Origin of the sequence: Methylobacterium sp. E-016 (genome assembly GCF_022829745.1) — a bacterium.
GTDB lineage: Bacteria > Pseudomonadota > Alphaproteobacteria > Rhizobiales > Beijerinckiaceae > Methylobacterium.
In genome coordinates, this window is sequence record NZ_JAKSYF010000062.1 from 94,352 (window position 1) to 116,923 (window position 22,572).

Consider the following 22,572-nt stretch of genomic DNA (forward strand, 5'->3'; position numbering starts at 1 on the left):
GCTGCCCCGCGACCGCCTCGGGGATGGCCGTCACGAAAGAAGCCCCGGTGCGGGGCACCGGGGCTTCGTCGGCGTCACGGGGACGTCGATGGATCAGTAATTGTAGGCGCGCTCGCCGTGATCGGCGATGTCGAGGCCCTCGCGCTCCTCGTCCTGGGTCACGCGCAGGCCGATCGTCAGGTCGACGAGCTTGTACAGGATCGCCGAGCCGATGCCCGACCACAGCAGGGTGAGGCCGACGGCCTCGGCCTGGATGATGAACTGGCTCATCATGTCGTAGGTGCCGAGAACCATCTCGCCGGGCTTGGTCGCGTAGTCGGGGATGCCGACGCCGCCGAGCTTCGGATCCACCAGGATGCCCGTCGCCAGGGCGCCGAGGATGCCGCCGATGCAGTGGACGCCGAACACGTCGAGCGAGTCGTCGTAGCCGATCGCGTTCTTCACGGTGGAGCACATCACGAAGCAGACGCCGCCGGCGACGAGGCCGAGGACGATCGAGCCCATCGGGCCGGCGAAGCCCGAGGCCGGGGTGACGGCGACGAGGCCGGCGATGGCGCCGGAGACCATGCCGAGCAGCGACGGCTTGCCCTTCATCGCCCACTCCACGAACAGCCAGGAGACCGCCGCCGCCGCGGTCGCGACGAAGGTGTTGATCATGGCGAGCGCCGTGGTGCCGTTCGACTCGAGGTTGGAGCCGGCGTTGAAGCCGAACCAGCCGACCCAGAGCAGCGAGGCGCCGATCATGGTCATGGTCAGCGAGTGCGGGGCGAGCAGGTCACGGCCGTAGCCGATGCGCTTGCCGAGCATCAGGCAGCCGACGAAGCCGGCGATGCCCGCGTTGATGTGCACGACGGTGCCGCCGGCGAAGTCGAGGGCGCCCTTCTTGAACAGGAAGCCCGCATCGGCGTTGACGGCGTCGAGCGCGTCCTGCGCGGTCTTCTTGGCCGCGTCGTCGGTCGCCATGGCGAGCGCCTTGGCGGCGTTGCCGACCGCGTCCGGGCCGCCCCAGTACCAGACCATGTGCGCCATCGGGAAGTAGATCAGCGTCACCCAGAGGATGGTGAACACCACGAGCGCCGAGAACTTCATCCGCTCGGCGAAGGCGCCGACGATGAGGGCCGGGGTGATCATCGCGAACGTCATCTGGAAGCAGATGTAGACGTATTCCGGGATGACGACGCCGTTGGAGAAGGTGGCGACGGTCGAGTTCGGGTCGACGCACTTCAGGAACGCCTTCGAGAAGCCGCCGACGAAGTCGTTGATGGTGCCGCCGTTGGTGAAGGCGAGGCTGTAGCCGTAGAACACCCACAGCAGGCAGACGATCGAGACGATCGCGAAGACCTGGGTCAGGACGGAGAGCATGTTCTTGGTGCGCACGAGGCCGCCGTAGAACAGCGCCAGGCCCGGCACGCTCATCATCAGCACGAGGGCCGACGAGATCAGCATCCAGGAGGTGTCGCCCTTGTTGGGCACCAGGGCGACGGGCGCGGGCGCCGAGGCCGCTTCCGGCACCGGCGTCTGCGCGAGGGACGGCTCGACGAGGACCAGGGCGAGCGCGGCCCCTCCCAGTCCGAGCGCGAGGGCGTTGCGAAGTTTCATGGACACGAGACTCCCGGGTCGCGGTGCTGTCAGGATTGTTGCGAGGCAGAAATGGGTGGTGAGGGCGGCGGCCCTCGCGGGCCGGCTCAGAGCGCGTCGGCGTCGGTCTCGCCGGTGCGGATCCGGACGGCCTTCTCCAGCGGCATGACGAAGATCTTGCCGTCGCCGATCTGGCCGGTGCGGGCGGCGCCCGCGATGGCGTCGATCACCGTGCTGGTCAGGTCGGCGGCGACCGCGACCTCGATCTTCAGCTTGGGCAGGAAGCTCACGGCGTATTCCGCGCCGCGGTAGATCTCGGTGTGGCCCTTCTGGCGGCCGTAGCCCTTGACCTCGGTCACCGTCAGGCCGTGCACGCCGATGCCGGTCAGTGCGTCGCGCACCTCCTCCAGCTTGAACGGCTTGATGATGGCCATCACGATCTTCATGCTTGGCGCCCCCTGCGTGGGTTGGGAACCGTGTGCCGCAGCCGACGCTCGGCAGGGGGTTCCGGTCCAGGATGGTCGCGCAGGATCCGAATGACCCCGCGATCGCCGGGCCCTCATTCAAGGACTATGCCAGCGCCGAACTTTTTGGGAACCTTTTCACGCGACCGCCGGATGCACACGCTTTGGTCGCGGACTGGCGCGGGGACGGGCTCAAGCTGAGCAGTAATCGCACACAAAACGGGCAAATGCTCATCAGAAGCGCAGGAATTCGGCGCGTGCGGCGGCCTGCCGGCGGTTTGACGCCAAACTAGGCCGGCCGCGGGCGAATCAGGCCCTCCTGCGCCACCGACGCCACCAGCGTCCCGTCGCGCGCGAAGATCTGGCCGCGGGCGAACCCCCGCGCGCCGGCGGAATTGGGGCTGTCCTGGGCGTAGAGCAGCCACTCGTCGGCCCGGAACGGGCGGTGGAACCACAGGGCGTGGTCGAGGCTCGCCGACTGGATGTCGGCATCGAACACCGAGCGCCCGTGGACGATCAGCGTGGCATCTAGCAGCGTCATGTCGGACGCGTAGGCGAGCACCGCCTGGTGGATCGCCGGATCGTCGGGGAGCTGCGAGGCCGCGCGCAGCCAGACGTTGCACAGCGGCGCCTGCGGCCCGCCTTCGAGATAGCGTCGCAGGTCGACCGGCTTCAGCTCGATCGGGCGCGGACGGCCGAAATAGCCGGCCACCGCCGCGGGGATGCCGGGCATGCCCCTGGCGAGCAGGGACTTGGTGTCGGGCAGCGATTCCGGGGGCGGCGCGTCGGGCATCGCCGCCTGGTGGGCGTGGCCGGCTTCCGTCACCTGGTACGAGGCGGTCATCGCGAAGATTGCGCGCCCGTGCTGGATCGCCTTGACCCGGCGCGTGGTGAAGCTCTGCCCGTCGCGGATGCGCTCGACCTCGTAGACGATCGGGACGCTCGGGTCGCCGCCGAGCAGGAAGTAGGCGTGGAGCGAGTGCGGCGCGCGGGCGCTCGGCACCGTCCGGGTCGCGGCGACCAGCGCCTGACCCACCACCTGCCCGCCGAACACCCGCTTCCAGCCGTTCCGCGGGCTGACGCCGCGGAACAGGTCGGTCTCCAGCCGCTCGAGGTCGAGGATGGCGAGAAGCTCGGCGACGATGCCGGAATCGGTCGGCGGGACGGGATCGGTCGGCATGGCTGTGCGGCGGGCTTTCGGGGCGAGGAGGCGTCCGCCATAGCATCCGCGCGGCCTGCCTCGCCATCGGGCTCGCGGTGCGACCGCGCTTCCCTGCGCCCGCCGGACGAGCCCGCGCGTTGCCTGCGGGCGGAAGCGGTGTCACTTCCTCGCGCGAGGGAACGATGAGGACGAGGCGATGAGGGGTTCGACGACCCGCCCGGGCAGCCGCCACCTGCTGCTCGCGGGCGCAGGCATCCCGGGCCTGTCGCTGGCCCTGGCGCTGCGCCAGGCGCACGGCGACGCGCTCGCCGTCACGGTCTGCGATCCGGGCCTTCCGCGCGCGGCCGAGCGGCAGCGCGGCCGGGCCTTCGCCATCGCGGCCGGCGGCCGGCGCATGCTGGAGCGGCTCGGGATCTGGGACCGGCTCGGGGCGGCGGCCGCGCCGATCACCGAGATGGCGATCAGCGACAGCCGGCTCGCCGACCCGGTCCGCCCGGTCTTCCTGACCTTCGCGCAGACGCCGCGCGATTCTGACGGCCCCTTCGCCCACATGGTCGAGGCGGAGACGTTGGCGGCGGCGCTCCGCGCGGCCTGCGCGGCGGCCGGCGTCGCGCTCGACCCGGTCGGGATCGCCCGCGCGGTGCCCGACGGCGACGCGATCCGCGCCACCCTCTCCGACGGCCGCACCCTCCGGGCCGCGCTGCTGGTGGCCGCCGACGGGGCGCGCTCGCGCCTGCGCGAGGCGGCCGGGATCGGCTGGGTCGGCTGGTCGTACCCGCAGACGGGCATCGTCGCGACGATCCGGCACGCGCGTCCGCACGGGGGCCGGGCGACCGAGCACTTCCTCCCGAGCGGGCCGTTCGCGATCCTGCCGCTGGCCGACGGGCCGCAAGGGCACCGCTCCTCGATCGTCTGGACCGAGCGGGCCGCCGACGTCGACGCCCTGCTCGGGGGCGAGCCCGACGCGGTGCTGGCCGAGATCGAGCGCCGGTTCACGCCCGATCTCGGGCGGCTGGCCCTGGAGCAGGGCCCGAGCGCCCATCCGCTCGCCTTCGGCATCGCCCGGCGCTTCCGCGCCGAACGCCTCGCGCTCCTGGGGGATGCCGCCCACGTCATCCACCCGATCGCGGGCCAGGGCCTCAATCTCGGCCTGGCGGATGCGGCAGCCCTCGCCGAGGCGGTCACCGGCGCCCTGCGCCTCGGGCTCGATCCCGGTGCGGCGGACGTGCTCGTCGCCTACGAGCGGGCGCGCCGATTCGACACGCTGGCGATGGGGGCGGCGACCGACGGGCTCAACCGGCTGTTCTCGAACGACGCCCTGCCGCTGCGGATCGCCCGCGACCTGGGCCTCGGCCTCGTCGACCGGATGCCCGGCCTCAAGCGCTTCTTCGTCGGCGAGGCCGCCGGCGCGCGCGGCGCCCAGCCGCGCCTGCTGCGCGGCGAGGCGCTCTGACGTCTCACGTCATCTCTTCGACGCGCCCGGCTCTCTCCCCGTCCGCGGGGAAGGGAGCCGGGCGCGGGCCTCGATCGGCCCGGGGAAACCCTTCAGGCCTTGGCCTTCTTGGCGCGGTCGATCGCCTCGTGGATCAGGCGGTGGGCCTCGGCCTTGTCGCCCCAGCGCACGAACTTGACCCACTTGCCGGGCTCGAGATCCTTGTAGTGCTCGAAGAAGTGCTGGATCTGCTGGATCGTGATCTCGGGCAGGTCGGTGTAGTTCTCGATCCGGTCGTAGCGCTTGGTGAGGTGGCGCGAGGGCACGGCGATGATCTTCTCGTCCTCGCCGCCCTCGTCCTCCATTACCATCACGCCGACCACGCGGGCGCTCATGATCGCGCCGGGCGCCACGGCGCGGGTGTTGGCCACCAGCACGTCGCAGGGATCGCCGTCGCCGGACAGGGTGTGCGGGATGAAGCCGTAGTTCCCCGGGTAGAACATCGGGGTGTAGAGGAAGCGGTCGACGACGAGCGCGCCGGCCTCCTTGTCCATCTCGTACTTGATCGGTTCGCCGCCGAGCGGCACCTCGATGATGACGTTGACGTCGTGCGGCGGGTTCTTGCCGATCGAGATGTTGTCGATGATCATGGCGCTGGCGCATCCCGGAAGATCGGGGCCTCGCCCCGTTGCGCGGGTCTCATAAAGCCCTTGGCGCGCGAAGCAAATCCGCGCCGCGCCGCACGCCGCGACGAACGGGAAGAACCGTCAGCCGAACAGGTAGCCGACCTTCGGCAGCGGCACGCCGGCCAAGCGGTCGAGCGCGCGCGGGCCGGGTCGCCCGCCGAGGCCGGCGTAGAAGTCGGCGGCGCGGGCGTTGTCCTCCAGCGTCCAGGCGCCGATCCGCGCCAGGCCGTGGTCGGCGAGATCGTTGCGGACCGCCAGGAACAGGCGCCGCCCGAGGCCGACGCCCTGGTATTCCGGCCGGAGATAGAGCTCGTCGACCTCGCCCTCGACGCCGAGCGACCGGCTGCGGGCGCGGCCGTAGCCGGCGTAGCCGACCACCGTGTCGGCGGTCTCGACCACCGCGATCGGCCGGCCGCGCTTGAGCGCGGCGCGCCACCACGCGCCGTCGCGCTGCGCGATCAGCCGCTCCAGCGCCACGCCCGGGATGATCCCGCGATAGGCCTCGCGCCAGGCCGCATCGAACACCGCCGACAGCGCGCCGACATCCGCGTTGCGGGCCCGGCGGATGCTCGTGGTGCGGGTGCTCATGGCCGGACCCTTCGGTTCGATCGTGCGGTTGGCGGGGGGCAACCCGCGGCAGGCCGTCAGGTTCGCCCCCGATCGGGGCGAACAGAAGGCAGCCAAGCGCCCTTCGCGACCGGCACAGGCAAGGGAGATGCCGAATTGCCGGCCCGGGGGCGCGCTGATAGAGCCTGCCCCTCGCCACCACCGCGAGAGCCCGTGTTCAACCGCTTCCTCAGCCCCGAGACCCGCTACGCCCGGCGCATGGCCCGCATCGAGCGCTTCGCGCGGCCGATCAGCGGCGCGCCGGCACGGCTCGGCGCCTGGGCGAACATGCTGTTCGTCGATCACGGCATCTTCCGGATGGCCTATCTCAACCGCCACCGGATCGGCACGGGCAAGATGTGGCGCTCGGCCCAGCCGGGCCCGCACCAGCTGGCGCGCTTCCGGGCGGAGGGGGTCCGCACCGTGGTCTCGCTGCGCGGCGGGCGCGAGCACGGCTCCTGGCCGCTGGAGCGCGAGGCCTGCGAGCGCCAGGGGCTCAAGCTCGTCGAGTTCGTGCTGCGCTCGCGCGAGGCGCCCTCCCGCGAGACGATCCTGGCCGCGCGCGACTTCTTCGCCGACCTCGAATACCCGGCGGTGATGCACTGCAAGTCGGGCGCCGACCGGGCGGGCCTGGGCGCCGCCCTCTACCTGATCCTGCACGAGGACCGCCCGGTGGCGGAGGCCGCGCGCCAGCTCTCGGCCCGCTACGGCCATTTCCGCTTCGCCAAGACCGGGATCCTGGATGCGTTCTTCGCCCGCTACGCCCTCGAGGGCGCAGGGCAGGGGCTCGACTTCCTGACCTGGGTCGAGACCGTCTACGACCCGGAGGCGCTCAAGCGCGGCTTCCGGCCGGGCTTCTGGTCCGACGTGGTGGTCGACCGGGTGATCGGGCGGGAGTGAGCTACTCCGCCGCCGGCCGCGCCGCGTCGCGGAACGGGTGGGCCGGGTAGGTCCCGACGATCCGCAGCTCGCGCGAGAAGTAGGCGAGCTCGGCCAGCGCGCGGGCGAGGCCCGGCTCCTCGGGATGGCCGTCGACCTCGGCGTAGAACTGCGTCGCGGTGAACTCGCCGTCGACCATGTAGCTCTCGAGCTTCGACATGTTGACGCCGTTGGTCGCGAAGCCGCCGAGCGCCTTGTAGAGCGCGGCCGGGATGTTGCGCACCCGGAAGACGAAGCTCGTCACCATCGGGCGGTCGCCCGCCGCCACCGGCAGGGCCTCGGGGCGGAACACCACGAAGCGCGTCGTGTTGTGGGCCTCGTCCTCGACGTCGCGGGCGAGGATGTCGAGGCCGTAGACCTCCGCCGCCAGAGCCGGCGCCAGCGCCGCGCGGGAAGGATCGCCCGCCTCCATCACCTCGCGGGCGGCGCCCGCGGTGTCGCCGGCCACCACCGCCTTGAGGCCGAGCCGCCGGATGATGCGACGGCACTGGCCGAGCGCGTGGACGTGGGTGTGGACCGAGCGCAGGTCCTCGATCCGCGTGCCCGGCAGCACCATGAGCTGGAAGTGGATCGGCAGGAAGTGCTCGGCGACGATGTGCAGGGCCGAGGTCGGGATCAGGTGGTGGATGTCGGCGACGCGGCCGGCGATCGAGTTCTCGATCGGGATCATCGCCGCCTGCGCACGGCCCTCGGTGACCGCCGCGAAGGCGTCCTCGAAGGTGGGGCAGGGCAGGGCGGTCCAGTCCGGGTAGGCCTCCGCGCAGATGATGTGCGAGTTGGCGCCGGGCTCGCCCTGGTAGCTGATGGTCTTCGGATCGGTCATCGCAACGGTCAGTTGAGGCGGCGGGCGCCGAGCAGCGCGCGGGCGCGCTCCAGGTCGGCGGGGGTGTCGACGCCGAGCGGCAGGTCGTCGACGATCGCGGCGTCGATGCGCATCCCGGCCTCCAGCGCGCGGAGCTGCTCCAGCTTCTCGCGGGTCTCGAGCTCGCCCGGCGGCAGCGCCATGAAGCGCGCCAGCGCCCGGCGGCGATAGGCGTAGAGGCCGATATGGTGGAACAGCGGCCCATCGCCCCAGGGGGCGCGGGCGCGGGTGAAGTAGAGCGCGCGCAGGCGCTCCGGCCCGACCGTGTGGCCGACGAGCTTGACCACGTTCGGGTTCTCGGCCTCCGCCGGGTCGACGATCGGCGCGCACAGCGTGGCGATGTCGACCGCGCGGTCGGCGAGCAGCGCCACCGCCGCCCCGATCGCCCGCGGATCGATCGTCGGCAGGTCGCCCTGCACGTTGACGACGACGTCGTGGTTGCCCTGCGGGTCGACGATCTCCAGGGCCTCGGCGAGGCGGTCGGAGCCCGACGGGTGATCGGCCCGCGTCATCACCGCGACGCCGCCCACCGCCTCGACCGCGGCGGCGATCTCGGCGGTGTCGGTGGCGACGACCACCGGCCCGATCCCGGCCTCGACCGCGCGGCGCCAGACATGCACGATCATCGCCTCGCCGGCGATCAGCGCCAGGGGCTTGTTCGGCAGCCGCGTCGCCGCGAGGCGGGCGGGGATCAGGACGAGGGGATCGGACATCGACGGGCGATCTGCGGGACGGCGGCCGGGCCGCGGGCCGGTGCTTAACAGGCGCCCGCCGGCTTGTCATCGAAGCCGTGCGCCGGGCCTCGGGCGCGCGGCGCGGGCACTCGCGCCGCCCGGGCGCGTCGAGGCGGGCGGCGGCGTGCGACCAATCGTGTGCCGACTGTCACCCATTCCGCCATTGTCAAGGTCGGCTTCGAGCGGCTAAGCACCCTCGAAATCTTCCAAAGTCCGGCGCCGGCAGGCCGGGCGCGGATTCGCCCGCCGCGCAGCGCGACAGGAGTTGAAGAAAGCATGGACTCGTTCGAGCTGAACAAGGTGGCCGGTGCAGTGCTCGGCGCCCTGCTGTTGGTGGCCGGATCGGGCTTCGTCGCCGAGCTGATCTACCATCCCAAGCCCGCGGGCAAGGCCGGCTACGACCTGCCCGAGGCCAAGGAGGAGAGCGCCGCGGCGCCCGAGGCCGCCAAGGTCGAGCCGATCGCCGTGCGGCTGGCCTCCGCCAACGTCGAGAAGGGCCAGGGCGGCACCAAGGCGTGCCAGGCCTGCCACAGCTTCGAGAAGGGCGGCCCGAACAAGGTCGGCCCCGACCTGTGGGAGGTGGTCGAGCGCAAGAAGGGCAGCCACGAGGGCTTCGACTACTCGGCCGGCATGAAGGAGAAGGGCGGCACCTGGACCTACGCCGACCTCGACGAGTTCCTCACGAGCCCCAAGGCCTACGTGAAGGGCACCAAGATGGCGTTCGCCGGCATCAGCTCGCCTCAGGAGCGCGCCAACATCATCGCCTACCTCCACACCCTGTCGGACAGCCCCAAGCCGCTGCCGGCGGTCGAGAAGGCGGCCGATGCCAAGCCGGCCGATGCCAAGCCCGCCGACAAGCCGGCCGACGACAAGCCCGCCGAAGCCAACCCCGCCGAAGCCAAGCCGGCGGACAAGCCGACCTCCGAGAAGCCGGCGGCCGGCAAGGCCTCCGAGGGCAAGGACAGCCCGGCCAAGCCCGCCGACACCAAGGCGGAGGGCGCCAAGCCGGTGACCGAGAAGCCGCCGGGCGCGCCCGCCGGCGCCGGCTCCGAGAACCGCAACGCGGTCGAGCAGAAGTCGGCGCCCGAGAGCAGCGGGCCGTCGCCCGCCGCCGACACGGCGCCTGCGCCGACCGCGCCGCCGGCGCCCGCGACCACCGAGGCGCCGGCCAAGGCCGACCCCGCGGCGGAGCAGAAGGCCCAGGATCTCAAGGCGAACGGCAGCGAGCAGGGCGTCCCCGCCGACAAGCCGCAATAGCCCGGCACGGACGGGATCGGACGACGAGGGCCGGGCGGCGACGCCCGGCCCTTTTTCGTCCCGCCGCGACGGTCGGCCCCGGCCGCCATGCGCGGGCGCGTGTTGACCCGCGGGGCGATCCTACCGCAAACCGGACCCGACCCGGCGCGCCCGGTGCGCCACGCACCCGGACCGCCCTTCGCGATCACCGCGTCGCGACCCCACCCTCGCGAACAAGGACGCGATCCGTGACCCTCTCTCCCCCTCCGAACTCGTTCCGCACCGGCCCCGACGAGCGCGGCCGGTTCGGCATCTTCGGCGGCCGCTTCGTCGCCGAGACGCTGATGCCGCTGATCCTCTCCCTGGAAGAGGCCTACGCCGCGGCCAAGGCCGACCCGGGGTTCCAGGCCGAGATGGACGGCTACCTCAAGCACTACGTCGGCCGGCCGAGCCCGCTCTACTTCGCGGAGCGGCTGACCGAGCATTGCGGCGGCGCGAAGATCTACTTCAAGCGCGACGAGCTGAACCACACCGGCTCGCACAAGGTGAACAACGTCCTCGGGCAGATCCTGCTCGCCCGCCGGATGGGCAAGAAGCGGATCATCGCCGAGACCGGCGCCGGCCAGCACGGCGTCGCCACCGCGACCCTCTGCGCCCGGTTCGGCCTGACCTGCGTGGTCTACATGGGCGCCGTCGACGTGGCGCGCCAAGCCCCGAACGTCTTCCGGATGAAGATGCTCGGCGCCGAGGTGATCCCGGTCGAGTCCGGCACCAAGACCCTGAAGGACGCGATGAACGAGGCCCTGCGCGACTGGGTCACCAACGTCGCCGACACGTTCTACTGCATCGGCACGGTCGCCGGCCCGCACCCCTATCCGGCGATGGTGCGCGACTTCCAGTCGATCATCGGCCGCGAGACCAAGGAGCAGATGCTGGAGGCCGAGGGGCGGCTGCCCGATTCGCTCGTGGCCTGCATCGGCGGCGGCTCCAACGCGATGGGGCTGTTCCACCCCTTCCTCGACGACCGCGACGTGGAGATCTTCGGCGTCGAGGCCGCCGGCCACGGCGTCTCGTCGGGCCTGCACGCGGCCTCGCTCTCGGGCGGACGGCCGGGGGTGCTGCACGGCAACCGCACCTACCTGCTGATGGACGACGACGGGCAGATCGCGGACGCGCACTCGATCTCGGCCGGCCTCGACTATCCCGGCATCGGCCCCGAGCACGCCTGGCTGCACGAGGCCGGCCGCGTCACCTACCTCTCGGCCACCGACCAAGAGGCGCTCGGCGCGTTCAAGCTGTGCTCGATGCTCGAGGGCATCATCCCGGCGCTGGAGCCGGCCCACGCCCTCGCCAAGGTGCTGGAGATGGCCCCGAAGAAGCCGGCCGACCATCTCATGGTGATGAACCTGTGCGGCCGCGGCGACAAGGACATCCCGCAGGTGGCGGAGATCTTCGGGACGAAGCTCTGAGACTGCAAGCCCTCCCCCCGCACCCAAGTCGGGCCTGCCCGACTTGGGCACACGGGGTGCGGATCTCGGGCGAGCACGAGATCCGTCGGGGAAGGGAAGAGCCGGTCCTACACCACCACCGTGATCGCCTGCGCCGCGCGGGTCAGGCCGGTGTAGAGCCACCGCGCCCGGTGCTCGCGGAAGGCGAACGATTCGTCGAACAGCACCACCTTGTCCCACTGCGAGCCCTGCGCCTTGTGGACGGTGAGGGCGTAGCCGTAGGTGAACTCGTCGGTCTCCCGGCGCAGGAAGGCCGGGATCTCCTCCTCCGACCCGGAAATAACGGCGCGTAAAACCTTGATGTCGATGGCGCGCTTGCGCGTGCCGGCGTCGTCCTCCGGCACCACGTCGAGGCGGATCGTGTCGGGGCGGGGCGGTGCGCGCAGGGCCTGCACGGTCCAGGTCGAGCCGTTGAGCAGGCCCTTGGTGCGGTCGTTGCGCAGGCAGACCAGCTTCTCGCCCACCGCCGGCATCGGGTCGACGTGGCCGGCCAGCTCCCGCAGCCGCCCGTTGTAGAGACGGCGGGTCTTGTTCATGCCCACCAGCACCTGGTCGCAGTCGAGCACCTGGGTCGGGTCGATGGCGCGGCGCGAGACCACGCGGCTGGCGCCGTACTCGCCGAGCGCGAGCCGGCCGCCCTCGCGCACCGTCATCGCCATGCGCACGATCGGGTCGTCCTTGGCCTGGCGGTGGACCTCGGTCAGCATCACGTCGGGCTCGGCCTCGGTGAAGAAGCCACCGCCGCGCACCGGCGGCAGCTGCGCCGGGTCGCCGAGCACCAGCACCGGCTTGTCGAACGACAGCAGGTCGTGGCCGAGGTCGGAATCGACCATCGAGCACTCGTCGATGACGATGAGGTCGGCCTTGGCCGCCGGCCCGGCGCGGTTCAGCGAGAAGGCGGGGCCGCCCTCTTCCGTCTCCTTGGTGCGGTAGATCAGCGAGTGGATCGTCGCGGCGTCCTGGCAGCCCTTCTGGCGCATCACCGAGGCCGCCTTGCCGGTGAAGGCGCCGAACACCACCGAGCCGTCGACGTCGTCGGCGATGCGGCGGGCCAGCGTGGTCTTGCCGGTGCCGGCGTAGCCGAACAGCCGGAACACCTGGGCGGCGCCCTTGTCCTTGCGCCAGGCGGCGATGGCCTTCAGCGCCGCGTCCTGCTGCGGGGCGAAGCTTTTGGGGAGGCCCTCGCTCACGGCCAGCGCACGGTCGGCGGCAGCGACGACAGGATCGAGGCGACGTTGCCGCCGGTCTTCAGGCCGAAGATCGTGCCGCGGTCGTGGAGCAGGTTGAACTCGACGTAGCGCCCGCGCCGCACCTGCTGCTCCAGCCGGTCGGCCTCGGTCCAGGGCGTCGCGACGTTGCGCCGGACGATCTCGGGATAGGCCGCGAGGAAGGCGCCGCCGACGTCGCGGGTGTAGGCGAGGTCGGCCTGCGGGTCGCCGGTCCAGTGGTAGTCGTAGAAGATCCCGCCGACGCCGCGGGGCTCCTTGCGGTGCGGCAGGTAGAAGTATTCCTCGCACCACTGCTTGTACTTGTCGTAGTTCGCCGCCGGGGCGTGGGCGTCGCAGGCTGCCTTGAGGCAGGCGTGGAAGTGCTGCGTGTCGGGGTCGTCCTGCGTCCGCCGGCGCTCGAGCACCGGGGTGAGGTCGGCCCCGCCGCCGAACCACGTCTTCGTCGTTACCACGAAGCGGGTGTTCATGTGGACCGTCGGCACGTTCGGGTTCCACGGATGCGCGATCAGCGAGATGCCGGTGGCGAAGAAGCGCGGATCCTCCGCAGCGCCCGGCATCTGGGCGCGGAACTCCGGCGCGAACTCGCCGTGCACCGCCGAGACGTGGACGCCGGCCTTCTCGAACACCCGGCCGTGCAGCATCGCCATGGTGCCGCCGCCACCGGGCCGGCCGGTGTGGTCGGTCCGCTCCCAGGGGGTTTTTTCGAAGTGCCCAGCCGCAGCGGGTGCGTCCGGATGGAACGGCCCCTCGGCCTCGGCCTCCAAGGTCTCGAGCGCGCCGACGATGCGGTCGCGCAGCGTCGTGAACCACGCGGTCGCCTCGGCCTTGAGCGCCGTGACGTCGGCCTCGGGCAGGCGGGGGCGGGCTGTCTCGGTGTCCGGCATCGTCATGGACGGGATGTCCCACTCCGCCCCGGCGGCGTCAATTCACGCATCGCGAAACCGGGCTTCGACCCGCGCTTGACTTCGAGCGCGCTCGAAGCCGTAGCCTCGATGGCATCGTGGCGAGGGCCCAAAGGGTCAAAGGGCCGAGAGGCAAGCGGTGCATGCGGATCGGCGAACTCGCCAAACGCTCGGGCCTGACGGCCCACACCCTCCGCTACGACGAGCGGATCGGGCTGCTGCCGTTCGTCGAGCGGGACGCCGCGGGGCACCGGGACTACGACGGGTCGATCCTGGCCTGGATCGGCTTCCTCGACCGTCTCAAGACCACCGGCATGCCGATCCGGACGATGCTGCATTATGCGGCCCTGCGGCGCGCCGGACCGGCGACGGCTCCGGAACGGCGCCTGCTGCTCGAACGGCATCGCGCGCAGGTCCGCACGCACGTCGCCGCGTTGCAGGACGCCCTGGCCGCCCTCGACACGAAAATCGCCGGCTATGCCTGCTCGACCGAAGGGATGCACGATGACGACCGACCAGAGCCCGACCCCGGAAAGCCGCTACGCGCGGGGCGCCCGCGCGCTCGCTGAGATCGACGGGCAGGCCGGGGAGCACGTGATCGCGGCGCTGTCCGGCATCGCCCCGGATTTCGCCCGCTACCTGATCGAGTTCCCGTTCGGCGACATCTACAGCCGCCCCGGCCTCGACCTGCGATCGCGGGAGATCGCCACGATCGCGGCGCTGACGGCGATGGGCAACGCCGCGCCGCAGCTTAAGGTGCACATCGAGGCGGGCCTGAACGTCGGCCTGTCCCGCGACGAGATCACCGAGGTGATCATGCAGATGGCGGTCTATGCCGGCTTCCCGGCCGCCCTCAACGGCCTGTTCGCCGCCAAGGAGGTCTTCGCGGCCCGCGCGCCGGCGTGACGCCGATCGCGCAGGCGCGAGCCACCGCCCACGGCGGCGAACCGGCGCGAGGCGCCCGGCGACACCGTCGGGCGCGCGCGGGCCGGGCGGCTCAGGCCGTCGGCCCGGCCCCCTGCCGGATCGCCTCGCCGCAGATCATCGCCGCCGCGACCGCGACGTTGAGCGAGCGCATTCCGGCGCGGATCGGCACCACCACCCGCGCGTCGGCCGCGGCGTGGACCGCCTCGGGCACGCCGGCCGATTCGCGGCCCATCAGGATGCAGTCGCCGTCGCGGAAGGCGAAGCCCGTGTAGGGCAGGGCGCCCGCGGTGGTGGCGAGCACCAGGCGGATTCCTGCCTGGAGGCGCCATTCCGAGAACGCCGCCCAGGAACGGTGCCGGGTGATCGCGACGTGGTCGAGATAGTCGAGCCCCGAGCGGCGCAGGTGACGGTCGGACACGTCGAAGCCCGCCGGCTCGACGATCTCGACGGAGAGCCCGAGGCAGGCCGCCATGCGCAGCAGCGTGCCGGTGTTCTGGGGGATGTCGGGCTGGTAGAGCGCGAGGCGGAGCATGCTCCGGGGATATCCGCTTCGGCGCCGCCGACCAATCCACGCCGGCACGGCCGATCCGTGCCGACGCATGGCAGCCCCGACGCGCTGCGGCATCGCTCCCCGCTTGGCCGGGACGACCGCGGGCTTACATGAGGGTCACGCCTCCCCGACGCAAAGCACCGTGACACCATGTTCCTCGATTGGCTCGAGCGCCGCATCGACCCGTTCGCGCCCTTCGACGCGGAGCGGATGCCCCCCAAGACCGTGCTCGGCTTCGCCGCGTTCTACCTGCGCCCGATGCGGGCCGCGCTCGCCGCCCTGTTCGTCATCGCGGTGGTGGCGGGCACGGTCGAGGCCTCGCTCTACCTGCTGATGCGCTGGTTCATCGACCTGATGAACGGCGCCGACCGGACGACGCTGCTGCAGGATCATGGGCTCGCGCTGGCGCTCGCCGCGCTGTTCCTCGTGGTGGTGCGGCCGACCACGATCTGGCTGCACGAGGTCGCCTCGAACCAGCTCATCGTGCCGCAGACCACCAACCAGGTCCGCTGGCGCACCCACCTCTACACGCTCGGCCACTCGCTCTCGTACTTCCAGGGCGACTTCGCCGGCCGCCTTGCCAACCGCATCGTCCAGGTCGGCCCGGCGGTGCGCGAGATCGCGGTCGTGTTCATCGACACCCTGCTCTACGTGGCGATCTACGCGATCACCGCGGTCGGCCTGTTCTCGTCGATCTCGGTGTGGCTGGCCTTGCCGGTGGTGGCCTGGATCGCGGCCTATGCCGGGCTGACGGCGTGGTTCGTGCCGCGGGCGCGCGAGCGGTCGCACCGCACCGCCGAGACCCGCTCGGCGCTGGTCGGGCGGGTGGTCGACAGCTACACCAACATCCTCACCGTCAAGCTCTTCGCCCGCGACCGCGAGGAGCGCGCGGCCGTGCGCGAGGCGATCGACAGCAACACCCGGACCTACCTGCACCAGTTCCGGCTGGTGACGCTGACGACGACCCTGCTCGGCATCCTCAACAGCGCCCTGCTGCTCGCCACCGGCGCCCTGTGCCTGATGCTGTGGCAGCGCGGCGGCATGACCACGGGCGAGGCCGCCGCCGGCCTCGCGCTGGTGCTGCGCCTGCTCGCGATGTCGGGCTGGGTGATGCAGACCGTGCGCGGCGTGTTCGAGAACGTCGGCGTGATCCAGGAGAGCATGCAGACGATCAGCCGTCCGCACGGGCTCGTCGACGCGCCCGACGCCGCCGTGCTGAAGGTCGCGGGCGGGGACATCCGCTTCGAGAACGTCGGCTTCCATTACGGCCGCGGCGACGCCAATGTGATCGAGAACCTGTCGCTGCACATCCGGGCCGGCGAGAAGGTCGGGCTCGTCGGCGTCAGCGGCGCGGGCAAGACCACGATCACCTCGCTGCTGCTGCGCCTGCACGACGTCGAGAGCGGCCGCATCACCGTCGACGGCCAGGACATCGCGCGCGTCACGCAGGATTCGCTGCGGGGCGCCATCGCCATGGTCAGCCAGGACACCTCGCTGCTGCACCGCTCGATCCGCGACAACATCGCCTACGGCCGCCCCGACGCGACCATGGACGCGGTCGCCCGCGCCGCCGAGCTCGCCCATGCCGACGCCTTCATCCACGACCTCGTCGACCACAAGGGGCGGCGCGGCTACGACGCCCAGGTCGGCGAGCGCGGGGTGAAGCTCTCGGGCGGCCAGCGCCAGCGCATCGCCATCGCCCGGGTGATCCTCAAGGACGCCCCGGTGCTGATCCTCGACGAGGCGACCTCGGCGCTGGATTCGGAGGTCGAGGCGGCGATCCAGGAGAGCCTCGACACCCTGATGCAGGGCAAGACCGTGCTCGCCATCGCCCACCGGCTCTCGACCATCGCGGCGCTCGACCGCCTCGTGGTCATCGACGAGGGCCGCATCGTCGAGGAGGGGACGCATGCCGAGCTGATCGGCCGCGGCGGCCTCTACGCCCGATTGTGGGAGCGCCAGTCCGGCGGCTTCCTGCCCGACCGGGCGCCCAAACCCGAGCCCCGTCGGATTTCCGACGCGTTGCCGGGGTAGAACGCGCGGAACTAGAGCCCGGAATGACGGGGAGGGCATAGGACCTCTCTTCATTCAAATGGGCGGCCGCGCCGGCCAAATTATCGAAAGACCAAGACATGCCGGCATTCGGCCTCGCGGCCTCGGCCGGGGAGGGGCGGCCTCCCGTCCGGCGAGCGTGGATCGCGGAGCTGCGCGCGACCCTCGCGCTCGCCGCGCCCCTCGTCCTCACCAACCTCGCCCAGCACGGGCTGATCACCGCCGACACGGTGATGCTCGGCCGCCTGGGCGCGCCCGAGCTCGCGGCGGCGACGCTGGCCACCAGCCTGTACTTCATCCTGTTCATCTGCGGCATCGGCCTGACCTCGGCGGTGGCGCCCCTGATCGCGGAGGCGCTCGGGCGCGACCGCACCGATTCGGACGCCGTGCGCCGCCTCGTGCGGGCCGGGTTCTGGGCCGCGACCCTCGTCGCGATCCCGCTGATGCTCGGGCTGTGGCACACGCGGGCGCTGCTGGAAGCGATCCGCGAGCCGCCGGCGCTGGCCGAGGATGCCGGCCGCTACATGCGCGCGCTGCAATGGGCGATGTGGCCGGCCCTGCTGTTCATGGTGCTGCGCGGCACCTTCGCGGCGCTGGAGCGCCCGAGCTGGCCGCTCGCCGCCAGCCTGATAGCGCTGCCGGTCAATATCGGCCTCGGGGTCTGGCTCGCCTTCGAGGGCCCCGGACGCCTCGGCATGGGGCTGGTCGGGGTCGGCATCGCCACCACCTGCGCCGCGTTCTTCACCCTCCTCGTGCTCGTCGCGGTGATCCTGCGCGACCGCGGCCTGCGCCGGTACCGGCTGCTGCACCGGGTCTGGCGCTTCGATGCGAAGCGCCTCTCGGCCCTGTTCCGCCTCGGCCTGCCGATGGCGGGGACGGGGCTCGCGGAAGCCGGCCTGTTCGAGGCGGCGGTGCTCGGCATGGGGCTGTTCGGCGCGGCCCAGCTCGCCGCGCACGCGGTGGCGATCCAGATCGCGGCGCTCTGCTTCATGGTCCCGAACGGGGTCGCGCAGGGCGCCACCGTGCGCGTCGGCCTGCGGCACGGCGCGCACGACCCGCAGGGCGTGCGGCTCGCCGGCCGCGTCGCGCTGGCGCTCGGCTTCGGCTTCATGACGGCCTGCGCCAGCCTCCAGCTCGGCGCGCCGCGCCTGCTGATCGGGCTGTTCCTCGACGTCGAGGCACCCGCCAACGCCGCGGTGATGCCCTACGCGGTCGGCTTCCTCGGCTTCGCCGCCCTGTTCGCGGTGGCCGACGGGGTCCAGTCCGTCGCCCTCGGGATGCTGCGCGGCCTGCAAGATACGAAGGTGCCGATGCTGATCGCCGTCGGCGGCTACTGGGGCATCGGCGTACCCGCCGGCGCGGCGCTCGCCTGGGGGGCGGGGCTGCAGGGCTACGGGATCTGGCTCGGTTTCTGCGCCGGCCTGTTCGTCGTCGCGATCCTGCTCACCGCCCGCTGGCGCCGCCTGATCGCGCTTCGGGACCGCAGGCCCGGGCCCGCCGGGCCGCCCGCGCGATAGGAAACCCGATCCGTGTCGTCCTCCGGCACAGCTTGGCTTGACTTCGGGCGACGTGCGGTCGCATTGCACAGATTAGAACGATGATGCTCTGGTCCGCTCCGCACGGGCGGTCCGACGCGGCGGGCGAGATCGGATTCCCATCCGCCCGGGAGCGCTCCGCCGACCTGCCCGACGCCACGAGATCGGGCGACGGCACACTGGGAGATTGACGACCTTGGCGAACACCTCCGCCGCCGCGTCCACCGGCACCGCCGCCCCGGACGGAACCCGCCGCGACTTCCTGTACCTGGCCACCGGCGCGGGCGCCGCCGTCGGCGTCGGCGCCGTCGCCTGGCCCTTCGTCGCCTCGATGGCGCCGGACGCCGCCACCATCGCCGCCGGCGCGCCGATCGACGTCGACCTCGCCCCGATCACCGACGGCCAGATCATCAACGTGTTCTGGCGCGGCAAGCTGATCTTCGTCCGCAAGCTCACCGAGAAGGAGGTGACGGACATGAAGGCGATCCCGGAGAGCCAGCTCTCCGATCCGGCTCCCTTCGGCACGCGGGTGAAGAAGGGCCACGACCAGTGGCTCGTGGTCTACGGCAACTGCACCCATCTCGGCTGCGTGCCGATCGGCCACCAGGGCAACTTCGAGGGCTGGGCCTGCCCCTGCCACGGCTCGCAGTTCGACGCGGTCGGCCGCGTCCGCCGCGGCCCCGCCCCGATCAACCTTCCGATCCCGCCCTATTCCTTCCAGACCGACGCGAAGATCCGCATCGGCGAGGAAGCCAAGGCCGCGGCCTGAGACACGAGGGACCGCCCATGAGCGCTCACGCCAACGCCTACGTCCCCAAGAGCCGCCTCGCGAAGTGGTTCGAGGCCCGCCTGCCGATCGTCGGGCTGGTGCACTCGTCGTTCGTCGCCTTCCCGGTGCCGCGCAACCTGAACTACTTCTGGACCTTCGGCGCGATCCTGATCGCCTTCCTCGGCATCCAGATCGTCACCGGCGTCTGGCTCGCGATGCACTACGAGCCCTCGGCGACCCAGGCGTTCAACTCCGTCGAGCACATCATGCGCGACGTGAACTACGGCTGGCTGCTGCGCTACGCCCACGCCAACGGCGCGTCGATGTTCTTCGTCGCGGTCTACGTGCACATCTTCCGGGCGCTGTATTACGGGTCGTACAAGGCCCCGCGCGAGGTGCTCTACATCCTCGGCGTGATCATCTACCTCCTGATGATGGCGACCGCCTTCCTCGGCTACACCCTGCCCTGGGGCCAGATGAGCTTCTGGGGCGCGACCGTCATCACCAACATCCTCGCCGCGATCCCCGTGGTCGGCGACACCATCCAGAGCCTGCTCTGGGGCGGATACTCGGTCGGCAACCCGACGATCAACCGCTTCTTCTCGCTGCACTACCTGCTGCCGTGGATGATCGCCGGCGTCGTGGTGCTCCACGTCTGGGCGCTGCACGTCACCGGCCAGAACAACCCGACCGGCATCCCGATCAAGTCCTCGAAGGACGCGGTGCCCTTCACCCCCTACGCCACGATCAAGGATGTGTTCGCCACCGTGGTGTTCATGATCCTGTTCGCGTGGTTCATCTTCTACCAGCCGAACTATCTCGGCCACGCCGACAACTACGTCCCGGCCAACCCCGCCGTGACCCCGGCCCACATCGTGCCCGAATGGTACTTCCTGCCGTTCTACGCGATCCTGCGCGCGGTGCCGTCGAAGCTCGGCGGCGTGATCCTGATGTTCTCGGCGGTGCTGATCCTCGCGCTTGCGCCGTGGCTCGACACCTCGCGGGTGCGCTCGTGCAACTACCGGCCGATCTACCGCCAGTTCTTCTGGCTGTTCCTGGCGGTCACGGTCATCCTCGGCTGGCTCGGCGCCAAGCCGCCGGAAGGCGGCTACGTCATCGCCTCGCAGATCTGCACCTTCTACTACTTCGCCCACTTCCTCCTCGTGATGCCGATCGTCGGCCTGATCGAGACGCCGAAGGCGCTGCCCGGGTCGATCCTGGAGAGCGTGACCGGGCCGGGCAAGCAGGTGAGCGGGTCCGGGCTGCCGGCGGGCGCCGCCGCGGCGCCGACGACCAAGGGCTGAGGGCAGGACCGGAACCGACGATGAAACTCTCGAGCCTTCTCGCCGCCTCCCTGCTGGCGCTCTCCCTCGGCGCCCCGCTGGGCTCCTCGGCGGCCTCCGCCGAGGACGCGCATGGCGGCAACCAGCCGCCCCGCCTCCAGTGGAGCTACGCCGGCGTGTTCGGCCGCTTCGACCAGGCGCAGCTCCAGCGCGGGTTCCAGGTCTACAAGGAGGTCTGCTCCGCCTGCCACTCGATGAAGCTCGTGGACTTCCGCAACCTCGCGGAGGAGGGCGGTCCCGACTTCTCGGAGAGCCAAGTCAAGGCGCTCGCCGCGACCTACCAGGTCAAGGACGGCCCGAACGACGCCGGCGAGATGTTCGAGCGGCCCGGCCGCCCGGCCGACAAGTTCCCGCCGCCCTTCCCGAACGACCAGGCGGCGGCGGCGGCCAACGGCGGCAAGGCGCCGCCGGACTTCTCGGTGCTGGCCAAGGCCCGCACCTTCGAGCGCGGCTTCCCGTGGTTCATCACCGACGCGCTGCCCTTCGTCGGCTATTCCGAGCAGGGCGTGGACTACATCCACGCGGTGCTGAACGGCTACGAGGAGCCCCCGAAGGGCACCGACGTGCCGGACGGCGTGCACTACAACAAGTACTATCCCGGCCACCTGATCGCGATGCCGAACCCGATCAGCGACGGCCAGGTGACCTACCCGAAGAACGAGGCCGGCCAGCCGGTCGTGCCGGAGACGGTCGACCAGTACACCCGCGACGTGGCGGCCTTCATGGCCTGGGCCGCCGAGCCGCACATGATGGCGCGCAAGGCGCTCGGCTTCCGGGTGATCCTGTTCCTGATCCTGCTCTCGGGGCTGCTGTACTACGTCAAGAAGCGGGTCTGGGCCGACGTCGGCGGCGAGGTCCACGGCCTCCAGCCCGAGCTGCACAAGGCGGGTTGACCGCCCGATCGATCCACGGACGACCGAACGGGCCCCTCGCGGGGCCCGTTCGCGTTTTTGCCGCGCGCGCAGTTCGTGATAGCGGGACGCGGAGATCTCGACCTCGCCGAGACCTGCGCGGGTCCCTTCCCCCGGGGGAAGGAGGACAGGATGAGGGGTGTGCGCCGTCCGGAGAGGTCACGCCCCTCACCCCACCCCTCTTCCCATGGAGAGGGAGCCCCGCAGCGGCTCCTACGCGCCACCTTCGACAACGGACGATCGACATGACGGCAGCGGTGCTCGGTGTGATGGGCGGGTCGGGGGTCTACGACCTGCCGGGGCTCGAGGACGTGCGCGAGGAGCGGGTGGCGTCGCCCTGGGGCGAGCCGTCCGACGCTCTGCGGATCGGGCGCATCGGGGACACCAAGGTGGTGTTCCTGGCCCGCCACGGCCGCGGGCACCGCCTCTCCCCGTCCGGCATCGACTACCGCGCCAACATCGACGCGCTGAAGCGGGCCGGCGTCACCGACCTCGTCGCGCTGTCGGCCTGCGGCTCGTTCCGCAACGAGCTGCATCCGGGCCTGTTCGTGCTCGTCGACCAGTTCGTCGACCGGACGGTGGGGCGCGCGTCCTCGTTCTTCGGGAACGGCTGCGTCGCCCACGTCTCGCTCGCCCACCCGGTCGGCCCGAACCTGCAGAAGCGCATCGCGAACGCGGCGGAGGCGGAGGGGATCGCCGTGCATCGCGGCGGCACCTACGTCTGCATGGAGGGGCCGCAATTCTCCTCGCTCGCCGAATCGAAGAGCTACAAGGCGCAAGGGTTCGACGTGATCGGCATGACCAACATGCCCGAGGCCAAGCTCGCCCGCGAGGCCGAGATCACCTACGCCACCATCGCGATGGTCACCGACTTCGACTGCTGGCATCCGGGCCACGACGCGGTCGACGTGGCCTCGGTCGTCGCGGTGGCGCGGGCCAACGCCGACAAGGCCGCCCGCCTCGTGGCGCGGCTCGCCCGCGACCTGCCCGCGACCCGCGAGGATTGCCCGGCCGGCTCGCACCGGGCGCTCGACGGCGCGATCATGACGGCGCCGTCCCACCGCGACCCGGACCTGCTGGCCAAGCTCGACGCGGTGGCGGGGCGCGTGCTCAAGGATTGAGCCGAGCCCTTCCCCCGGCGACGGCT

The 22,572-nt window shown here is 71.5% G+C and carries 22 protein-coding genes; 12 read left to right on the plus strand and 10 right to left on the minus strand.

The annotated features are described in order from the left end of the window. Positions 1-93 precede the first annotated feature (93 nt). The 3 genes from MKK68_RS05955 to tesB all read right to left on the minus strand — a co-directional run bounded on the left by MKK68_RS05955 (position 94) and on the right by tesB (position 3,222). A complete protein-coding gene (locus MKK68_RS05955) occupies positions 94-1,599 on the minus strand; it encodes an ammonium transporter (RefSeq protein ID WP_244029272.1) in 1,506 nt (501 codons plus the stop codon). Positions 1,600-1,685: 86 nt separating this feature from the next. Beyond that, positions 1,686-2,024 carry a P-II family nitrogen regulator gene (locus MKK68_RS05960; protein ID WP_147728184.1) on the minus strand — a complete coding sequence of 113 codons (339 nt, stop codon included), beginning with the start codon at positions 2,022-2,024 and terminating at the stop codon, positions 1,686-1,688. A 307-nt stretch (positions 2,025-2,331) separates the two neighbouring features. Then, the gene (tesB, locus tag MKK68_RS05965; protein WP_147728183.1) at positions 2,332-3,222 is read right to left on the minus strand and encodes an acyl-CoA thioesterase II; all 891 of its coding nucleotides are present in this window, start codon (positions 3,220-3,222) and stop codon (positions 2,332-2,334) included. A gap of 178 nt (positions 3,223-3,400) precedes the next feature. On the opposite strand from tesB, the gene MKK68_RS05970 reads away from it, so the two are divergent. Then, positions 3,401-4,657: an FAD-dependent monooxygenase gene (locus tag MKK68_RS05970; RefSeq protein ID WP_244029274.1), complete on the plus strand. Its 1,257-nt coding sequence runs from the start codon at positions 3,401-3,403 to the stop codon at positions 4,655-4,657. 92 nt (positions 4,658-4,749) lie between these two features. Here the strand turns inward: MKK68_RS05970 and ppa are convergent, their stop codons facing one another. After that, positions 4,750-5,286, minus strand: a complete 537-nt coding sequence (gene ppa, locus MKK68_RS05975) for an inorganic diphosphatase (protein WP_147730016.1) — start codon at positions 5,284-5,286, stop codon at positions 4,750-4,752. 117 nt (positions 5,287-5,403) lie between these two features. Beyond that, positions 5,404-5,910: a GNAT family N-acetyltransferase gene (locus tag MKK68_RS05980; protein ID WP_147844117.1), complete on the minus strand. Its 507-nt coding sequence runs from the start codon at positions 5,908-5,910 to the stop codon at positions 5,404-5,406. Between the two features lie 192 nt (positions 5,911-6,102). Between MKK68_RS05980 and MKK68_RS05985 the strand changes: the two genes are divergently transcribed. After that, a complete protein-coding gene (locus tag MKK68_RS05985) occupies positions 6,103-6,828 on the plus strand; it encodes a fused DSP-PTPase phosphatase/NAD kinase-like protein (protein ID WP_244029276.1) in 726 nt (241 codons plus the stop codon). 1 nt (position 6,829) lies between these two features. Here MKK68_RS05985 and MKK68_RS05990 read toward each other — a convergent pair whose 3' ends face one another. Further along, positions 6,830-7,690: a prephenate dehydratase gene (locus MKK68_RS05990; RefSeq protein ID WP_147729380.1), complete on the minus strand. Its 861-nt coding sequence runs from the start codon at positions 7,688-7,690 to the stop codon at positions 6,830-6,832. Between the two features lie 8 nt (positions 7,691-7,698). After that, positions 7,699-8,442, minus strand: a complete 744-nt coding sequence (locus MKK68_RS05995; protein ID WP_147729379.1) for a 3-deoxy-manno-octulosonate cytidylyltransferase — start codon at positions 8,440-8,442, stop codon at positions 7,699-7,701. A gap of 297 nt (positions 8,443-8,739) precedes the next feature. Here MKK68_RS05995 and MKK68_RS06000 point away from each other — a divergent pair, with 297 nt between their 5' ends. Continuing rightward, positions 8,740-9,720, plus strand: a complete 981-nt coding sequence (locus MKK68_RS06000; protein ID WP_244029278.1) for a c-type cytochrome — start codon at positions 8,740-8,742, stop codon at positions 9,718-9,720. A gap of 227 nt (positions 9,721-9,947) precedes the next feature. Further along, the gene (gene trpB, locus MKK68_RS06005) at positions 9,948-11,168 is read left to right on the plus strand and encodes a tryptophan synthase subunit beta (RefSeq protein WP_147844278.1); all 1,221 of its coding nucleotides are present in this window, start codon (positions 9,948-9,950) and stop codon (positions 11,166-11,168) included. A gap of 107 nt (positions 11,169-11,275) precedes the next feature. On the opposite strand, the gene MKK68_RS06010 is transcribed toward trpB, so the two are convergent. Next, the gene (locus MKK68_RS06010) at positions 11,276-12,397 is read right to left on the minus strand and encodes an ATP-dependent RecD-like DNA helicase (protein WP_147727513.1); all 1,122 of its coding nucleotides are present in this window, start codon (positions 12,395-12,397) and stop codon (positions 11,276-11,278) included. Next, positions 12,394-13,320, minus strand: coding sequence for an oxygen-dependent coproporphyrinogen oxidase (hemF, locus tag MKK68_RS06015; protein ID WP_243937862.1), 927 nt, complete (start codon positions 13,318-13,320; stop codon positions 12,394-12,396). Before hemF ends, MKK68_RS06010 begins: the two co-directional genes overlap by 4 nt. Positions 13,321-13,481: 161 nt before the next feature. On the opposite strand from hemF, the gene MKK68_RS06020 reads away from it, so the two are divergent. Together MKK68_RS06020 and MKK68_RS06025 are read left to right on the plus strand one after the other, a co-directional pair. Beyond that, entirely contained in the window at positions 13,482-13,907 is a 426-nt protein-coding gene (locus MKK68_RS06020) for a MerR family transcriptional regulator (RefSeq protein ID WP_147727511.1), read from the plus strand. Beyond that, positions 13,843-14,244 carry a carboxymuconolactone decarboxylase family protein gene (locus MKK68_RS06025; RefSeq protein WP_147727510.1) on the plus strand — a complete coding sequence of 134 codons (402 nt, stop codon included), beginning with the start codon at positions 13,843-13,845 and terminating at the stop codon, positions 14,242-14,244. Before MKK68_RS06020 ends, MKK68_RS06025 begins: the two co-directional genes overlap by 65 nt. A 91-nt stretch (positions 14,245-14,335) precedes the next feature. Here the strand turns inward: MKK68_RS06025 and MKK68_RS06030 are convergent, their stop codons facing one another. Further along, a complete protein-coding gene (locus MKK68_RS06030) occupies positions 14,336-14,797 on the minus strand; it encodes a tRNA (cytidine(34)-2'-O)-methyltransferase (protein WP_147842697.1) in 462 nt (153 codons plus the stop codon). Between the two features lie 168 nt (positions 14,798-14,965). On the opposite strand from MKK68_RS06030, the gene MKK68_RS06035 reads away from it, so the two are divergent. From MKK68_RS06035 to MKK68_RS06060, 6 genes are all read left to right on the plus strand, one after another. After that, the gene (locus tag MKK68_RS06035; RefSeq protein WP_147859056.1) at positions 14,966-16,849 is read left to right on the plus strand and encodes an ABC transporter ATP-binding protein; all 1,884 of its coding nucleotides are present in this window, start codon (positions 14,966-14,968) and stop codon (positions 16,847-16,849) included. 98 nt (positions 16,850-16,947) lie between these two features. Next, positions 16,948-18,384 (plus strand): MATE family efflux transporter, encoded by a 1,437-nt coding sequence (locus MKK68_RS06040; RefSeq protein WP_244029281.1) that lies wholly within the window; start codon positions 16,948-16,950, stop codon positions 18,382-18,384. A gap of 214 nt (positions 18,385-18,598) precedes the next feature. After that, positions 18,599-19,171 (plus strand): ubiquinol-cytochrome c reductase iron-sulfur subunit, encoded by a 573-nt coding sequence (petA, locus tag MKK68_RS06045; protein WP_147842694.1) that lies wholly within the window; start codon positions 18,599-18,601, stop codon positions 19,169-19,171. A 17-nt stretch (positions 19,172-19,188) separates the two neighbouring features. After that, the gene (locus tag MKK68_RS06050; RefSeq protein WP_147725806.1) at positions 19,189-20,475 is read left to right on the plus strand and encodes a cytochrome b; all 1,287 of its coding nucleotides are present in this window, start codon (positions 19,189-19,191) and stop codon (positions 20,473-20,475) included. Between the two features lie 20 nt (positions 20,476-20,495). Further along, positions 20,496-21,407 (plus strand): cytochrome c1, encoded by a 912-nt coding sequence (locus MKK68_RS06055; RefSeq protein WP_147725805.1) that lies wholly within the window; start codon positions 20,496-20,498, stop codon positions 21,405-21,407. A gap of 263 nt (positions 21,408-21,670) precedes the next feature. After that, positions 21,671-22,546: an S-methyl-5'-thioadenosine phosphorylase gene (locus tag MKK68_RS06060; RefSeq protein ID WP_147725804.1), complete on the plus strand. Its 876-nt coding sequence runs from the start codon at positions 21,671-21,673 to the stop codon at positions 22,544-22,546. Positions 22,547-22,572 lie beyond the last annotated feature (26 nt).